Origin of the sequence: Calothrix sp. NIES-2100, assembly GCF_963875285.1 — a bacterium.
GTDB lineage: Bacteria > Cyanobacteriota > Cyanobacteriia > Cyanobacteriales > Nostocaceae > Aulosira.
Map to the genome: position 1 here is coordinate 1591905 of NZ_CAWNLA010000001.1, position 16458 is coordinate 1608362.

Consider the following 16458-nt stretch of genomic DNA (forward strand, 5'->3'; position numbering starts at 1 on the left):
TTGTACTTGTGAGTTTTAGCTTATGGCAAATCCTAACTTAAGTTATACCAATTCGTAAGGGTTGGGGATATTTGCAATCAATTTTTGATTTATAGCGTTTCTCTGTTTATTTATTGAGGTACAGTCACCCCACCCCCAACCCCTGCCCCTAATCCCCACTCCGTGGGGGCCCCGAGTTCCCCGCAAGCGAGGAGGGGGCTATTTCAATTTTCAATTGTAAGAAACAGAATATTTGTAGGTTTAATTACAGTCAAATTCGCCAGTAAATCGTTAGGATATTGAGTTATTGCACGGTTAACAATTCCTCTAGGAATCATACCCACAGGAGTAACTACCATATACAAAAAAGTAACTACATGAAAAATTATGTTGCAATCAATTGAAGGATTATATAAACACGGACAGATAGAACTTATAGAATTACCTGAAGACATTGCAGAGAGTCGTGTTATTGTCACTTTTTTAGATACAAAAACCCAGCAAATAAAAAAGCAAATAATGCAGTTTGGGATGTTTTCGGGAAATCAACAGTCAACAGCAGCAGATTTTCAAATTGCTGATTTTTCTGGCAATCAAGAAGATAGGTTAGACTGGTGATAAGTAGTTATGAAATACGTCCTAGATACTCATGCTCTCGTCTGGTTTCTTGAAGGTAATTCCAGATTAGGCGCAAATGCTAAAGCAATCCTTTCTCACCCTGATTCTCAGTTAGTTATTCCTGCAACTGCCTTAGCCGAAGCTATTTGGATAGTAGAAAGAGGTAGAACTTCTATTCCCGATCCAAAAGATGTAATTTTAGCAGTAGAAGCTGACCCCCGCGTAGTAATTTATCCCCTAGATAAAGATATAATTACCATAACTACGAGCTTATATTGTATTAATGAAATGCTCGATCGCCAAATTGCAGCAACTGCAATAATTTTAGCAAATAAAGGTGAACTTGTGAAGTTATTAACTAGCGATAAAAATATCACTGCGTCGGGTTTAGTTGCGATTGTTTGGTAGTTTGAAGATAAAGTACATAGCAGCGTAGACGCGCAGCAGTTTGTCCTGAGACATCGCCTGTTGTGTCAGAGCGATCGCCTTGCAGAACACCTCAAAAAAAGCGATCGCCTTACAGAAAACCTCAAACATCAAGCGATCACCTGTTGTGGAAGATTAGTGCGATCGCCCCGGTAGAATAATAATTTACTAAGCTGTTGCAAATTCTGTAAATTTTCTCACATCTGGAGGCTGAAAAGCTAACACAATATCGCTGCTAGTTACACCTAACTTCATTAATTCAGTCGCTATTCCCTCTTCTGTCCAGTCTTCTTCTATGAAAATTTTTTCATTCTTAATCCGAATATGAACATGAGTATATTTAAGTCGTTTGCTACCTTGCCAATCTACAGTTAACCAGAGATAATGATCGTGATTTTCATCAAAAACTAAACAATTTTCCGCAATTTTATCAGGTGATTGACGAGATAAATTATCATATTCAGTTAGCACCTGTTTAATTAACTCTCGATATTGGGTTAATTTATCCATAAAGTAATTTCCTCCCTTTCATTGTTAAACACAATAAATTCAATTTGCTGAAGTTTCACCACTGCTTGAATAGATTTTCTTTGAAAGAAAGTCTCAAATACTGTATCTCTGATTGCTAGATAAATTTTATAGTTTTTACTAGCTAGTTGTAAAATATCGCGGTATAAAATATATTGACCTAGAGCATTTTCAAAATCTCTCATGGGAGAAGGACTGATAAAACTCTTGATTTCTACAACTATTTTACGTCCTTCTTGTTCTGCTAATAAGGCTTTTTCTACAAATAAATCAGCATAAAGTTCTGCATCTTCATACTGCAAAAAATAAGGGTCAGCTATAATTGTCCAGCCATCTTTAATTAAGGCATTTTTAACAGCATCATGGTAAATATCTTTTGCTGGCATTTCCTTCGTGGTAATATTGGCTAGATATTAAGTTTAGTTATTATAATTATACTCACTGACCAAGAACTTCAATATCCTATGCCCTGAAAATTACACTCCCAAAGAGCGATGTCTACGACGGGCTACGCCTACGCCTTGCAGAACACCTCAAAAAAGCGATCGCCTGTTGTAGAAGTGCGATCGCCTGTTGTGGAAGTGCGATCGCCTTGTAGAACACCTCAAAAAAAGCGATCGCATCCCACACCCGCAAAATCTCCCAAAATGCGTAGACGCGCAGCGACTTGTCGTTAGACATCGCTTTGGAAGAATGGAGCGTTAGCGTAGCTTACCGTAGGTATCGCTTTATTTAGACATTCAATTCTCAATTTTACGAATCCGAATATTTGTCGGTGTAATCACAGTAAAAGCTCCCAGCAACTCGTCAGTATGTTGATTTATTGCACGGGTAACAATGTCTGCTTTGCTGATTGTAGACAATCCTGATAAGCGAGTTAGCACAACACCTGAAGCGATACGGCCTAAACGGAACACTAATTCACCAAAATCTTTATCCGATGTCAATAATAGCGCTCCCTCCTGATTAGCCAAGTCCAGCACTTCATCATCAGAAATCCCCGGTTCCATTTCGGGAACGTACCAAACGATATGACCATCTTGGCGTAAACGTTCAACTATTTGCCGATCTAGATTCTCGTCTGCTAGAAAGTTCAAGAAGCATTCTCAACAATGGGATAAATCACATCATATCGTAAAGCCTCAACCGCAAAGGATAAAGCTGCTTGAATTGACTCGCGCGTGAGTCGCGGATGTGATTCTAAAATTTGCTCTGGAGTTTCACCAGCAGCTAACTTTTCTAAAATCAACTCAACGGTGATGCGTGTCCCAACAATCACTGGTTTCCCCATCATTACCTTTGGATCGGATACAACCATTTGTTTAAGCTGCTTTTGCATAGTTTTTGCTCTTTGCTTGCTTTTTCTATGATGACACTACCAGAAGCGATCGCCTGTTGTGCAAGTGCGTCACCGATAGCGTAGCGTTAGCGACGCAGGAGCGTCACAGCCGGTCGTAGACATCGCCTTGTAGAACACCTCAAAAAAAGCGTAGACACGTAGTGGCTTGTCGTTAGACATCGCTTAAAGCAACGTTAAACTGCCGTAGTTGTCCGTAGATTTAACTTGATCGGGTATGCTGTGGTTTGGTTATTGTTTATATATTATTGTAGGGAAATGGTGATGCCTACCACAGAACAGGTGCTGAAATGTTTTCAGCTGTGCTGCGACCTTACCAGCAAGTACTGCTCTATTGACCTAGTAACTATGGATAAGCGCACTGGAAACGTAATTATTCTGGCAAAAGAGGAAATTAATCTTGAGATTAAGCCTACTGGAGAATGGGAGTTTGTATGAGTGTCAAACCAGACTTTGCTACCATGACCACAATTGAACTTCGAGCCTATGTCCTAGAACACCGAGATGATGAGGAAGCCTTACATGCTTACCTCGACAAGCTACACGTCGAGAAACCAAGCTCACGGGTATATCAACCTGAAGAAGACGTAGCTGAAGCGATCGCAGAATACTTGAAAGATAAAAGACGCAAGGAAATATAATCAAAGCGATCGCCTGTTGTAGAAGAGCGATCGCCTTGCAGAACACCTCAAACATAAAGCGATCGCCTGTTGTGGGAGTGTGATCGCTTTGCAGAATACCTCAACAGAAAAGCGATCGCCTGTTGTGGGAGTGCGATCGCCTTGCATCATACCTCAAAAATCAAGCGATCGCCTGTTGTGGAAGAGTGAGCGAGCAACTGTCATGGGGTATATTTTCTGCGTTCCAGCCGAGAATTTAGGAGTCTAATGGCAAAATTGAGCAGCGATAAACAGTCTTTGTAACTGCGCCAAATACTTTCATCAGTTCCTATATATTGTTAGGTTATGCTTATCACTAAGCTATTGCGAAGATACCCAGCCTTTGATAATGGCCTTAATAATATTTATGTAGTGACTGTCCAGCGAATTCTCGATAGCGACTTCGCCACCAGATTTCAAAGCGCTGACCACACGAGACTTTAAATCAGGCTCAGCTTCATCATTGACATATGCAACTTTTTCAGCTTCAGTAGCACTAGGGTTGGATTGTTCTAATTGTTGTAGAAGTTCTTGGATTTCAGCAGCAGCTTCGGCAAGAGTCTGTCTTTTATCAGATCCATAGTTAATATTGCCATCTACTACATAATTGCCGTCTTGGATACTAACCCGCCTATCAATCCCGTCGATATAAGAACCTCCATTTTGGATAATAATCTGCTTAAATTCATTTACAAAAGACGATTGTGTGTTGGCTATAGCTTTTTTGAAGGCATCAAGAGTAGCAATTGTAATCAGTCCTAAAACAATCACTAAAGCCTGCTGTAACTCAGCAGTCATATCAACTATGACTATAATTAAAATTATTGATATCAAAATTATTGAGAGATAAACTGAAATAAAAACTTGAAGTCGCTTTTCTAATTTAAATGCATTTATTAAATCGAACTTAGGGTCTTGCATCTCTAGACTCCTTAGATTTATTTTCTTGTTCATTTTCTATAGACAGGAGTTCATCCGAGTCTTTTGTAAAGCCCTTCAATCCATCTAAAAACCCACTTATTTCTCCCAAAGAATAGCCTAGCGGTTTAGCTAAACCTAAAATCAAGAATAATAACCCAGCTAAAGGAACAGTTTGTAAAAAATAAATTCCAACACCTATTGAGACAACACTAGCTACAACTTGCTGACTACGGTGGAAAAGTGCTTTTTGTTTTGCTTCTTGAAGTTGGATCTCTGCTGATTTTTGTGCATAGTCTAATCTTCTAGCTTCTAGGTCTAATTCTTGAACTTTCTGCCTTAGAGAAATAAGCTTTTCACACTCCTCTACTGTTCTTGCTTCTATAAAGCGATCACTTAAAGCGTCTTTGTAGACTTGGATATCAGACTGATTTTCCCGTCTTGCAAGTAATCCACTTTGAGGTTGATCGCGCAGTAGAGTGATTTTTCTTTGTTGTTCCAGCCCCGCTTCCTCCATTTTCTACCTCTGCTTTGGTAAGCTGCCATTGTTTGTAAAATAGCATCGTACAACTTGATGTTGAACACTAACAAATAACCTTCAACTACCTATCCAATCGATAATTCAGGCAAATTAACTTTTAATTATACTAAAATATAGTGTATAATTATTGACTTATTTATTAAAAAAATATAAGTATCATTCTAAAAACCAGGTAAACAGTTAGAGAATAGCTTCCGCTAAGCTAGCTTCTTTTTTATATATATGAAATGTCAAATAACATTAAAGGCACGGTAATACCGTGCCTTTAATGTTATTGGTTATGTATTCACCTACTCAATCCCTTCAATCCGGTCTTCAACTTCTTGGTATAACTCGCGGAGGCGATCTAAATTCTCCTCGCTAGTCTCCCAATAACCGCGTCCATTCACTTCCAACAAAGTTGATACAACCTTGCGGAAAGAATGGGGATTAAGATTCATCAACCGTTTTTGCATTTCTTCATCTTTGATGAAGGTTTCATTGGTATCTTCGTAAATCCAGTTATCCACAGCGCCGGCTGTTGCACTCCAACCCATTGTGTTTACCAACCGCTTGGAGAGTTCGCGCACACCTTCGTAACCGTGAGATAGCATTCCCTCGTACCATTTGGGATTTAATAATTTAGTACGAGCATCTAAGCGCACGGTTTCTGATAATGTCCGTACCTGGGCATTAGCTGTGGTGGTATCTGCAATATAAGATGCTGGTGTTTTACCATCACCCCGCAGGCTTGCTACTAACTTAGTAGGATCTGAGTCGAAGTAGTGGGAAACATCGGTTAAGCTAATCTCCGAAGAATCGAGATTTTGGAAAGTCGCATCCGCAGTTTTCAAAGTGCTTTCAAAAATCTTGCGGGATTCGTCCATCATTCCGGGGTTATCGGAATTGAAAGCGAAGGATTTCCGGTTGAGGTACATTTCCTGTAATTCGGCTTCGCTGTCCCAGGTGCTGTTTTCCACCGCCAAGTTGATATTTGACGAGTAGGAACCAGAAGCATTGGAGAAGACGCGAGTTGCTGCTTGACGGAGATTAATTCCCATGTCCTCAGCTTGTTGCAAAGCGTGTTTGCGGACAAAGTTCATTTCTAAAGGTTCGTCAGCCTCAGCCGCCATTTTCACGCCCTGATCTAACAGGTTCATTTGGTTGATGAACAAGTCGCGGAATACACCAGAACAGTTGATGACAACATCAATTCTCGGTCTACCCAACTCTTCTAAAGATATTAACTCTAACTTGTTCACTCTTCCCAAAGCATCGGGAACGGGGCGTACACCCACCATCCACATGATTTGCGCCAGTGATTCCCCGTAGGTTTTGATGTTATCGGTTCCCCAAAGCACACAAGCAATAGTTTCCGGCCATTTACCGTCATTTTCAGCTTTGTTTCTTGCCAACAGCCGATCCACAACTATTTTCGCTGATTGTACAGCCGCAGTTGTGGGAATGGATTGGGGATCTAAGGCGTGAATGTTCTTACCTGTGGGTAATACATCCGGGTTGCGGATGGGATCGCCACCGGGGCCAGGTAGGATGTATTCGCCTTCTAAGCCTTTGAGTAATCCACCGAGTTCGTTATCTGCACAAACTTGCTGCAAACAGAATTCCAAATACTCAAATAGTGGCTTTAAGGCGGCGTTATCAATTTTGGTATAGCCTGCTTGATGCAATGCTTCTACCCAAGGTTCTTTTTTACCCATGTTGAAGAAATTCAACCGGGAAACTAGGGAAACTCGCCCTTCAGCGTCGGTTTGCTCTTTCACAAGGGCGCTAACAGCGGCGCGGGTGGCTAAGGTGATGTCTTGCAGTAGCTGGACATCTTCTAAAATACCTCGGTCATTATTTTGGTAAATATCGTCAATGTTACGCCCAATGCTGTTGGCGATAATTCCCGGTAAGCCTTGAAGTCCTTCTTCTTGACGATCTAGGCTAGCAATGTTGACGAGAGTGGCGATCGCTTCTTCGGCTGTTGGTGGTTTACCAATAATATGCAATCCACAAGGCAATAACCTAGATTCAATTTCCATCAGCTTGCGGTACACGCTGCCAACAATATTATCCCGTTCATCTTCGGTCATATCCTTGGCATCAGTTTCTGGCAAGTTGATATCCTTGTCCAGGTTCACCATCCGGCATTTATCCATGATGGAGTTAACAATGGGGATACCGCGTCCTGTATCTTTCAGGGTTTGGTAAGAAGCAATCAACTCGCTGAGTTCTTTCAAACCCTTGTATAAACCAGCATTCTCAGCCGGGGGTGTCAGGTAAGAAATTGTTTCAGCATAGCTCCGGCGCTTGGCAATTGTCGCTTCGCTGGGGTTATTGGCTGCGTAATAATACAGGTTAGGAATTGTGCCAATTAGTTGGTCTGGGTAACAATCACCAGACATCCCCATCTGCTTACCGGGCATAAATTCCAGAGAACCGTGAGTACCGAAGTGTAACACGGCATCAGCTGCCCAAACTTGCTCTAGGTAGGTGTAGTAAGCTGCAAAACCGTGGTGAGGACTAGCGGAACGGGAGAATAACAACCGCATCGGATCGCCTTCGTAACCAAAGGTAGGCTGAACACCGATAAACACATTACCGAAATGCTTACCATAAATCAGCAGGTTTTGCCCATCGCTGTTGAGATGTCCGGGAGGTGGGCCCCAGTTTTCTTCTAAGCGTTGAGAGTAAGGTGTCAGTGTTTCATATTCTGGCACTGACATTTTATAGGCGATGTTAAGTTCCGGGCTAGCGTACTGTGCTTGAGCATCGTGGATGACTTCTTGCATCAGCGCTTCGGCTGATTCCGGTAATTCCGGTAAATCATAGCCGTTATTCTTGAGGGCTTTCATCACCTCGTAAATGGAACCGAACACATCCAAGTAAGCAGCAGTACCCACATTCCCCTTATCGGGTGGGAAGCTGAAAACAGTAATGGCAACTTTTTTATCCAGCTTGGGTTTGCGGCGGAGATTAGCCCATTTTAAAGCGCGTTTGGCGACAACTTCCACACGGTCTTGGAGTGCGATCGCTCTGCCGGTAGTACCATCTCTACCTGATAAAATTATCGGTTCAATTGCTCCATCCAATTCCGGTATGGCAATTTGCAAAGCTACTTGAATTGGATGTAACCCCAAATCGCTATCCATCCACTCTTCTGTGGTTTGGAATACTAAGGGTAACGCTACCATGTAAGGGCGATTTAACCGCTTGAGTGCGTCAATGGCTTTGGGATGATCTTGTCTAGCCGGGCCGCCTACCAAAGCAAACCCAGTCAAAGAAATTACCGCATCTACTAAGGGTGTGTTGGTAGTTGGTTCATAAAAGTAGGCATCCACAGGCTTGGAGAAATCCAAACCCCCGGCAAATACTGGTAGTACTTTGGCTCCGAGTGATTCTAACTCCTGGACGATCGCCACATAGTGGGCATCGTCGCCTGTAACTAGGTGAGTACGTTGCAATACCAACCCAACACAGGGAGCTAAAGGATCTTTGAGATCCTTGGAGATATCCTTCCGGGTTGTGTACCAATTGAGGTATTCTCTCACATCTTCAAACATATTTGGAGCCAGGGGATGCCAAATTCCCAAATCGGGATACACCACGGGCGCTTGATATGTCGTAGATGGTAGATTTGCTTTTTCTACACCTTTTAATACGTATTTATCAGTCAGCATCAGCAAGAAGTTTTCCAGGTTTTCTGGTGAACCCCCTAGCCAATACTGAAAACTCAGCATGAAATTTCGAGCATCTTGTGCTTTGTCCATTGGCAGAAACTTCAGCACCTGTGGCAGAGTTCGCAGCAGTTTCAACATCCCATCTTGGAAGCCTGCACCGGATTTTTCCTTGCGCTTCCGCATAAATTGCGCGATCGCACTCTTGGATTGCCCCAATTGTGCCAAAGAAAAGCTGCCCATTTTGTTCAGGCGCATTACTTCCGGCATTGAGGGGAAGACAACAGCCACATCTAAGCGATCGCGGTATGGTTCTACGGCCGTTACTACTTTCTGTGCTAAGTCTTCAATGAAAATCAGAGAGGCAATAAATATATTCGCACTCTCCATATCCCGCTTGAACTCCTCGTAGTTCTCTGAATCTCGGAGTTCCTCAATTAAGTACCCGCTGATTTCAATCGCCAGATTGGGATGGTTAGCGTTAATGGTGCGAACAGCTTGCGACAATGCACTCTGGTACTGGGACTCAAGCACGACATAGACCACCTTGATTAAATTACGTCCGCGTAAATTATCAGGCGCAATATGTCTGATGGTGGACTTGACGTGGGTGAACATGCAGATAAGCTCCTTTGATGCGCGTTCTCTACTAGAAGTTCATCACGGCTGATGCTGCCGTTCGTAACTTCAACTAAAATTTTTAGGAATATGAATTTTTTTTATCAGAAAATGCCTACCAAATGGTCATTTTGTCGTCTAACTGACACAAATCGATAAACATAATGACATATTTCTTTGCAGATATTGCTTTTTATTGAGAGTATTTGCTACACTGATTGTTAAAAAATGTAAAGCAAATACCGAGCGGCAGTTTTTATTGCGCTTCCCATCTGCCAATTTAGTTGTCAGTTGTCATCAGGGTCGAAGTGTGGGTGCAGTTTTTATTTTGTAGTTTAGATATTTACTATTTAACCATAAAGCGATATTAATGAAAAAGTCCATCCACGTTCATTGAGTTTTTGGGCATGGGGCATAGGGCATGGGGAAGAAATTACCGTGTCCGCCGACAAAATATCTAACCGTCGCGCACCATCCAAACCAACATACCCAGTAATATTTCCACTGGGGGAACGGTATAATCGTTTAAATCAATACTTAGTGTTTGCCCTGATAATTTCAAAAATCGCCAAACTGTACCACTGCTGACGCTGCCATAAATTGTTTTAATTGGTATATTATTAGTCTCATTGAATTTTTGTGCAGCAATCATTTCTGCTGCACATTGTCCTAAACCCGGTTTTAAATCACCTTTTTTCGCTTCAATAATTACAATAACAGGAGCTTCAATAAATATTTGTTCGGGTGAACGGCTAATTAAAAAATCACACACTCCACTTAAGCCTAAATCCGGTGCGACGGTAAAATCTTCACCCGAAAAAAAGCTGACTTGGCGTTGGAGAATTTTCCGAACTTCTACCAGGATAGGACTAATAATTAACTCGGAGCGAGCTTTTTGGGAACCAGTTGCAGTTGCTAGTGGTAGTCCTTCGCTTAATGCTTCTTTGAGGTAAGAACTAGGTTCTACGGGCGGCGTTTCCGGTAAAAATCGCTCGTTTTCAACAATAGTTAAGTTAAATTCGCTTTTGACTTTTGACAGCGAGAAGTCGCTATAAGACACGATCGATATGATTAAATATTAATTTATTAGTATTGATAATTGTAAAAATAGGTGAGCTTCAGATCCCCGACTTATTGAAGAAGTCGGGGATCTTTTAAATCACTGTGCTTGATTATCGTCTGTTTGCGCCTGTAATTGTTGCACTTGCTCAAGAGTTAAACCTGTGATATCTACTATTGTTTCAATATCAACACCTTTGTTAATCATTTTTCGGGCAATTTCTTGAGCTTTTTGTTCTAAACCCTGTTCTAAACCCTGTTCTAAACCCTGTTCTAAACCCTGTTCAAATCCTTCTTTAAGTCCTTCTTGCAAAATATCTTGATAAATTACAGATTCGCGCATAATATCACTCCGCAAAATTCTTTTAATCACGTCTTTATTTAATACTAACCCAGCTAAAACTGCTGTTGATGCAGCAACATTACTGCGAATGCGGGTGTCATTGATTGCTTCAATAGCTTGAGCAACTTCTTCTAAGGTTCGGCTTTGATCGTTGGTTTGACTTAAAGTTGCAAAAGGTAACAAACCTGGAGAATTTAAAAATAGTTCGGTTGGCTGTTCCCAAAGTCTAATGACTTCAAATCTGTGCTGCGTATTTTCTAAGACAAATTCCGTTTGATAAACTAGCTCAGAATCGTTTGGTTGTAAATAAATTACCACCTGACGCATCCGTTTTTGGGGAAAACGCCGATACAGGCGCAGGCGATAATCAGCCATGCGAAAGGGAATATCGGCTTTGGGTAGAGTTTGGAATTCGAGATGGAGAACAAGTTCATCCGATTACAACAAAATTAGTGCATCGGCGCGGATGGGTTCGAGGGATAATTCCGATGGACTCAGTTGTGTGAGTGTAATTGGCTCATTAAGTAGCCAAGTTGCAAAGTCCCTGGAAAATGATTCAGCAAGAAATTTACATACATTGTCAAACATGGCCTGTAATGATATCCGTTAGGAACGAATGAGGTAAGATTTGCCTCTTGACTAATAACTTCTAACTATTCACTATTAACTCATGACTCCAGTAGATATCCTGATTCTCTCCAATGGCCCTGGGGAAGTTACAACCTGGGTACGTCCAGTAGTAAAAGCATTACGGCAACAATTGGGCAACGATCGCTCTGTTGTGAGAATTTCCGTAGTTTTATCTCCTTGTCCCCATGCTAGCGGTAAAGAAGCCGCGATCGCACTTTCATATCCAGAAGTAGACCGAGTTCAGAAAGCCGAGTATTTTTGGCAGTTTTTACTCTGGGGCAAAACTGTTGATAATTGGGATTGGAGAAGTCGCGGAGTAGTGGTTTTTCTGGGCGGGGATCAATTTTTTCCCGTTGTCATCGGTAAAAAACTGGGATACAGCACAGTAGTTTACGCCGAATGGGATGCGCGGTGGTACAGTTTGATTGACCGCTTTGGCGTGATGAAAGCGAAAGTTGCTGAACCCATTCCCACCAAATATGCGCACAAATTTACTGTAGTCGGGGATTTGATGTTAGAGGCTAAGAGTTATTCGTCCTTAACCAAGGACAAAGGACAAATGACAGAACTCATCGGTTTGTTACCTGGTTCCAAAGCCGCCAAGTTATCTCAAGGAGTACCATTAACATTAGCGATCGCTCAATACATCCACGCCCAAAGACCCCAAACCAAATTTATCATTTCCCTAGCGCCAACTTTAGATTTACAAACCTTAGCTAGTTTTGCCGATCCCCAGAAAAATCCGTTTGTGGAAACCTTTGGATTAAGCGCTACTTCCTTAATATTAAGAGAAGATAAACAACACAAACCAATACTAAAAACAGCCACCGGCTTAACAGTAGAACTGTGGCAAGAATCCCCTGCCTATGAAATATTATCTCAATGTAGTATCTGCTTAACTACAGTCGGAGCCAACACCGCCGAACTCGGTGCTTTAGCCGTACCCATGATTGTTTTGCTTCCAACCCAGCAACTTGATGCTATGCGTTCTTGGGATGGTTTACCAGGATTGTTAGCTAATTTACCAGGCTTAGGTACGACATTTGCTAAATTAATTAACTGGCTATTTCTCAGACGCAAAGGTTTACTAGCTTGGCCGAATATTTGGGCACAGTCAGAAATAGTACCTGAATTAGTAGGAAAACTCCAGCCACAAGATATTGCAGACATGGTATTAGATTTACTAACTCATCCCGAAAAACTAGAGCAAATGCAACTCAAGCTACGCCAAGTCAGAGGCGAAGCAGGCGCAGCCGAAAAACTAGCCATTTTGGTGAAGGAAGAGATAGAAAATCAGCCTCCACACAAATGACCAATACTTCGGCTTCGCTCAAGTGACCAATGACAAATGACCATTGACAAATGACCATTGACAAATTACTACTTCAACTTTTCATATGCAGCCAAAATAACTCTTTCAGTTTCCTCCCAGCCAATACATTTGTCTGTCACCGAAACACCATATCGTAATTCATCTTTTTGGCAATTAACTGGTTGATTCCCTTCATACAAATTCGATTCCAGCATCATCCCCACAATCGAAGTATTGCCATCAACTACTTGTTGAATCACGTTTGACAAAACAGCACCTTGTAACCTGTAATCTTTATTCGTATTCCCATGACTACAGTCAATCACAATTCTTGGTGGTAAATCAGCTGCCTTTAATTTCTGTTCTATCAATTGGACATTTTCCGCATCGAAATTGGGCTGATTACCACCGCGTAAAATAACATGACCGTAGGCATTACCTCTAGTTTGAAATACGCTTACCTGCCCATCTTGATTAATCCCTAGAAAATTATGAGGAGTTCTAGCAGATTGCAGAGCATTTAAGGCTACTTGAATGTTACCATCAGTACCATTTTTAAAACCCACAGGCATTGACAGTCCACTGGCCATTTCCCGGTGAGTTTGTGATTCGGTTGTGCGTGCGCCAATGGCAGACCAAGCAAGAAGTTCACTAATGTATTGAGGTACAATCGGGTCAAGTGCTTCTGTAGCCGTAGGTAAACCGATTTCGGCAATTTGTAACAATAAGCTACGGGCAATTAACAAACCATTTTCGACATGGAATGAATCATCCATCTCTGGATCGTTAATCAATCCTTTCCATCCTACTGTAGTTCTCGGTTTTTCAAAATAAACCCGCATCACTAACAATAGTTTATCCTGGACTTTCTGAGCCAAAATCTTTAATCTTTGTGAATATTCGATTGCAGCTTTGGGATCGTGGATGGAACAAGGGCCGACAACGATGAATTTTCTTCTATCTTGAAAGTCTAGGATTTTTTCTAGTTCTTCCCGATATTTCAGAACTGTTTGTTCAGCTAATTTAGTTAATGGTACTTTTGCTTTGACTTCATTTGGAGTTAATAAAACGTGAGAACTCTCAATGTTGGCATCGAACAATGTGTGGTGCATGGAGCAGATCATGTGATTTATGCTACTATACAGAGGCTTAAAAATTATACACAGTTTCTACACCAAAACAAACTGTAAAATCGTAGAAATGTTAAAAAACTCAATCTTATAATTTCTTAGTTTTTGCTTTTGATTGTATTTTATTAGACACAATAAATGCTTTGAATTTCTTAGCTAATGATTCCAAAATAAAAGGGGGTAATATTTCCCCCTCTTCTAAATTACTCAACTGTTTTTAGGTACGAGTGTAATTGATTACTGCCAAACAAAAACTTTAGCTTCATAAGGCCCAATATCAGTGATGATACCATCGTCACCTGCTTCCACATCATAATTAGCTGTCCATTCGTGCCATGTGCCAGCACAAGGAAAGTTAGGAACATGATATCCGGCTAGGAAATTTTCGGAAAAATTTGCTACCACTACAACGCGAGAACCTTCATCATTCCATCGGCTGTAAGCTAGCACTTTTGCGTCTGGATTTTCATGAATAAAATCAATATTCTCAGTGTAGAGTGCATGGCTATTTTTACGCAAGTTAATCAAGCCTTTATAGTATTCAAACAAACTAGCATTTAAGTCATTACTTAGTAGTGTCCAATCGATTTTGGCTGATTCAATTTGTTTAGGTTTATACTCCCCAAATTCTTCACCCATCCAAACCAATGGTACACCAACAGAGGTAAATAGAATCGCTACTCCTAATTTAGCTCGTCTAAATGCTTCTTCATCAAAAATATTCCGATTGCCCAATTCTACCATCAGATGGTTATGGTCATGGTTGGTAAGGTAATTTACCACATTGGTAGCACCCATAAAACCTTGACGTTTACTATCAATTACGTCTTTGAGGTTTTCTAAATCAAAAGTGTCACCACAAATGTGAGCCAGAACTGTATGATAAAAACTGTCATGCCAGCAACCATCCATTGGGCCATCTATATTGGTAATGCTGGTAGTTTCGGGAATGTGTTCGGCAATATTGTAAAAAGGCTTTGTACCAGCAGCTTTTTTCGCTTCTTGAACAATCCAATGCATAAAATCATAGTTGGCAATTTGTCGCGCCGCATCGTAGCGAATGCCATCTATATGATACTCTTCAACCCAAAATCTGACGGTATCACCGATAAATTTTCTAGCTGGATATGTATCTAAATTTTCGTCGTAATGTTCGTAGTTAAACTCAGGGCCCCAACTATTATCAGGGTCACGAGGCTCATGGTGATACCAATAATCATGGTCAATTTGTGTTAATGGACTAGAAGATTCTGAATGATTATAAATACCATCCGTAATCACACGAATGCCTCTAGCATGACACTCATCGATTAATTTTTTTAATCCCTCTGTAGAACCATAACTGGATTCAGGGGCAAAAAAATAGCGAGGATTGTAACCCCAGCTATAGTCACCAGGATATTCTTTAACGGGCATTAACTCGATGGCATTGATTCCCAATTCACATAAATAATCTAGTTTCTCCACAACATGTTTATACTTACCTCGTGCATAAGGATCATCCTCACCACCAGAAAAGTCCCCAACATGCAATTCATAAATTACTAATTCGTGGTCAGCAGGTAAAGGTTTATCATCATGTTGCCAAACATAAGTATCAACAATCCTTTGCCCATCTTTAATGTGGACAACACCATTATCTTGACCGCTTAATTCGTCAATATCAGTTGCATAAGGATCTGTTACGTCAACCCATTGCTCAGGCTCAAGGAACCATGAGTTTGATTGGACGCGAAATTTGTATTTATAAACCCCATCTTCTAGTTCAACAGATGTGCGAAAATAACCATCATCACCTTTTTCCATAGGAATTTCTTCCCAATCAGAAAAAGATCCAATTAATGCAGCACCTTTATTATAGGGAGCGAATAAATTAAATTCAATTGCCTTAGCCATATGATTATTTGGAGTAGAAAATCTTGGTTAAAAGTATTTTCTTATTCCCACATGAAATTAGCCAATCGCCCTAGAGAGATAATTAAATACTTATTTCCTCTATCTAGGGGCATAAATTAAAATAATTCGTAATTGATAATTCGTAATTCGTAATTTACGTAATGGGGTGTAGCGCCTAACAGATTAAGAGCGTTAATTTAACCCTGAGGGAAGTCGAATGGTGAAAAATTAAGCGCTTAACTCGTAACCGCTTAATTACGAATTACGAATTACGACTTAGTAATTATGTGAAAATTACTCTATGTTGCTGCTTGGTGGATGCATGTAACTATATAACCAATTCGCAGCGGTTGCTCTGCGAGTTTGCCTAGGGCCAAATTCACCGATTTTATAACCTTTGAAACCCAACTTTTCTTTCAGTATTTGTTTGTTCTCTTTGGGAATAGAACGAGTTAATTTCACTGTAGCGGGGCGACTGTCAATAAAATCTGGTGGTTGTGGGTATTCATCTCGCCATTCTGATGCTACTTCGCTACTGTCCCATTCTTTAGTTGATGAGTTGTAGCGATATCCTAAGTAGTACCATAGCAACTGGTTGACTGTTAGATCATCAATTGTTTCGTTGAGAATTGCCCAAATAGTTTCTGTATTGAGTGGTGGCAAATTAGACATAAGCAAGTTTAAATTCTAAATCTACAGGTTGGGATGTATTGATGCTTAACAGTCCCCAATCTCTGATTTTAGTTGTGCAGATGGCGATCGCGATCGCACTGATAAACAATTTA

Annotated in this window: 20 protein-coding genes and 1 pseudogene; 5 read left to right on the forward strand and 16 right to left on the reverse strand. The window is 40.9% G+C overall.

Annotated elements, in window-relative coordinates:
• Positions 1-203 precede the first annotated feature (203 nt).
• Positions 204-338: a hypothetical protein gene (locus tag AACU32_RS06570; RefSeq protein ID WP_339377590.1), complete on the reverse strand. Its 135-nt coding sequence runs from the start codon at positions 336-338 to the stop codon at positions 204-206.
• Between the two features lie 28 nt (positions 339-366).
• On the opposite strand from AACU32_RS06570, the gene AACU32_RS06575 reads away from it, so the two are divergent.
• Positions 367-597 carry a hypothetical protein gene (locus AACU32_RS06575; protein ID WP_096598864.1) on the forward strand — a complete coding sequence of 77 codons (231 nt, stop codon included), beginning with the start codon at positions 367-369 and terminating at the stop codon, positions 595-597.
• 9 nt (positions 598-606) lie between these two features.
• Positions 607-1005: a type II toxin-antitoxin system VapC family toxin gene (locus AACU32_RS06580; protein WP_096598865.1), complete on the forward strand. Its 399-nt coding sequence runs from the start codon at positions 607-609 to the stop codon at positions 1003-1005.
• On the opposite strand, the gene AACU32_RS06585 is transcribed toward AACU32_RS06580, so the two are convergent.
• From AACU32_RS06585 to AACU32_RS06610, 6 genes are all read right to left on the reverse strand, one after another.
• Positions 985-1134: a hypothetical protein gene (locus tag AACU32_RS06585; protein ID WP_339377591.1), complete on the reverse strand. Its 150-nt coding sequence runs from the start codon at positions 1132-1134 to the stop codon at positions 985-987. The genes AACU32_RS06580 and AACU32_RS06585 overlap by 21 nt on opposite strands.
• 57 nt (positions 1135-1191) lie before the next feature.
• The gene (locus AACU32_RS06590) at positions 1192-1533 is read right to left on the reverse strand and encodes a XisI protein (protein ID WP_096598866.1); all 342 of its coding nucleotides are present in this window, start codon (positions 1531-1533) and stop codon (positions 1192-1194) included.
• Positions 1521-1937 (reverse strand): XisH family protein, encoded by a 417-nt coding sequence (locus AACU32_RS06595; protein ID WP_096598867.1) that lies wholly within the window; start codon positions 1935-1937, stop codon positions 1521-1523. Before AACU32_RS06595 ends, AACU32_RS06590 begins: the two co-directional genes overlap by 13 nt.
• A gap of 112 nt (positions 1938-2049) precedes the next feature.
• Positions 2050-2232 (reverse strand): hypothetical protein, encoded by a 183-nt coding sequence (locus tag AACU32_RS06600; RefSeq protein ID WP_339377592.1) that lies wholly within the window; start codon positions 2230-2232, stop codon positions 2050-2052.
• A 59-nt stretch (positions 2233-2291) separates the two neighbouring features.
• Positions 2292-2648: a DUF5615 family PIN-like protein gene (locus AACU32_RS06605; protein WP_096598868.1), complete on the reverse strand. Its 357-nt coding sequence runs from the start codon at positions 2646-2648 to the stop codon at positions 2292-2294.
• Positions 2645-2890, reverse strand: coding sequence for a DUF433 domain-containing protein (locus AACU32_RS06610; protein ID WP_096598869.1), 246 nt, complete (start codon positions 2888-2890; stop codon positions 2645-2647). Before AACU32_RS06610 ends, AACU32_RS06605 begins: the two co-directional genes overlap by 4 nt.
• A 282-nt stretch (positions 2891-3172) precedes the next feature.
• Between AACU32_RS06610 and AACU32_RS40650 the strand changes: the two genes are divergently transcribed.
• Positions 3173-3346, forward strand: coding sequence for a DUF6888 family protein (locus tag AACU32_RS40650; protein ID WP_445223166.1), 174 nt, complete (start codon positions 3173-3175; stop codon positions 3344-3346).
• Positions 3343-3549: a DUF6887 family protein gene (locus AACU32_RS06615; RefSeq protein ID WP_096598870.1), complete on the forward strand. Its 207-nt coding sequence runs from the start codon at positions 3343-3345 to the stop codon at positions 3547-3549. The genes AACU32_RS40650 and AACU32_RS06615 overlap by 4 nt, the downstream gene beginning before the upstream one ends.
• Here AACU32_RS06615 and AACU32_RS06620 read toward each other — a convergent pair whose 3' ends face one another.
• The 6 genes and pseudogenes from AACU32_RS06620 to AACU32_RS06645 all read right to left on the reverse strand — a co-directional run bounded on the left by AACU32_RS06620 (position 3550) and on the right by AACU32_RS06645 (position 11293).
• A complete protein-coding gene (locus AACU32_RS06620) occupies positions 3550-3699 on the reverse strand; it encodes a hypothetical protein (protein ID WP_339377593.1) in 150 nt (49 codons plus the stop codon).
• 189 nt (positions 3700-3888) lie between these two features.
• Positions 3889-4488, reverse strand: a complete 600-nt coding sequence (locus AACU32_RS06625) for a hypothetical protein (RefSeq protein ID WP_339377594.1) — start codon at positions 4486-4488, stop codon at positions 3889-3891.
• Positions 4475-5002, reverse strand: coding sequence for a hypothetical protein (locus AACU32_RS06630; protein WP_096598871.1), 528 nt, complete (start codon positions 5000-5002; stop codon positions 4475-4477). Before AACU32_RS06630 ends, AACU32_RS06625 begins: the two co-directional genes overlap by 14 nt.
• 314 nt (positions 5003-5316) lie before the next feature.
• A complete protein-coding gene (locus tag AACU32_RS06635; protein WP_096598872.1) occupies positions 5317-9303 on the reverse strand; it encodes a magnesium chelatase subunit H in 3987 nt (1328 codons plus the stop codon).
• A 457-nt stretch (positions 9304-9760) separates the two neighbouring features.
• A complete protein-coding gene (locus AACU32_RS06640) occupies positions 9761-10363 on the reverse strand; it encodes a hypothetical protein (protein WP_096598873.1) in 603 nt (200 codons plus the stop codon).
• Positions 10364-10462: 99 nt separating this feature from the next.
• Positions 10463-11293, reverse strand: a pseudogene (locus AACU32_RS06645) (Rpn family recombination-promoting nuclease/putative transposase).
• 82 nt (positions 11294-11375) lie between these two features.
• Between AACU32_RS06645 and AACU32_RS06650 the strand changes: the two are divergent.
• The gene (locus AACU32_RS06650; protein WP_096598874.1) at positions 11376-12647 is read left to right on the forward strand and encodes a hypothetical protein; all 1272 of its coding nucleotides are present in this window, start codon (positions 11376-11378) and stop codon (positions 12645-12647) included.
• Between the two features lie 68 nt (positions 12648-12715).
• Here AACU32_RS06650 and AACU32_RS06655 read toward each other — a convergent pair whose 3' ends face one another.
• The 3 genes from AACU32_RS06655 to AACU32_RS06665 all read right to left on the reverse strand — a co-directional run bounded on the left by AACU32_RS06655 (position 12716) and on the right by AACU32_RS06665 (position 16345).
• Positions 12716-13759 carry a 3-deoxy-7-phosphoheptulonate synthase gene (locus tag AACU32_RS06655; RefSeq protein ID WP_096598875.1) on the reverse strand — a complete coding sequence of 348 codons (1044 nt, stop codon included), beginning with the start codon at positions 13757-13759 and terminating at the stop codon, positions 12716-12718.
• Positions 13760-14014: 255 nt separating this feature from the next.
• Complete coding sequence (locus AACU32_RS06660) at positions 14015-15673, reverse strand: alpha-amylase family glycosyl hydrolase (RefSeq protein ID WP_096598876.1); 1659 nt, start codon at positions 15671-15673, stop codon at positions 14015-14017.
• A gap of 294 nt (positions 15674-15967) precedes the next feature.
• A complete protein-coding gene (locus AACU32_RS06665; RefSeq protein WP_096598877.1) occupies positions 15968-16345 on the reverse strand; it encodes a DUF1823 family protein in 378 nt (125 codons plus the stop codon).
• Between the last annotated feature and the right edge of the window lie 113 nt (positions 16346-16458).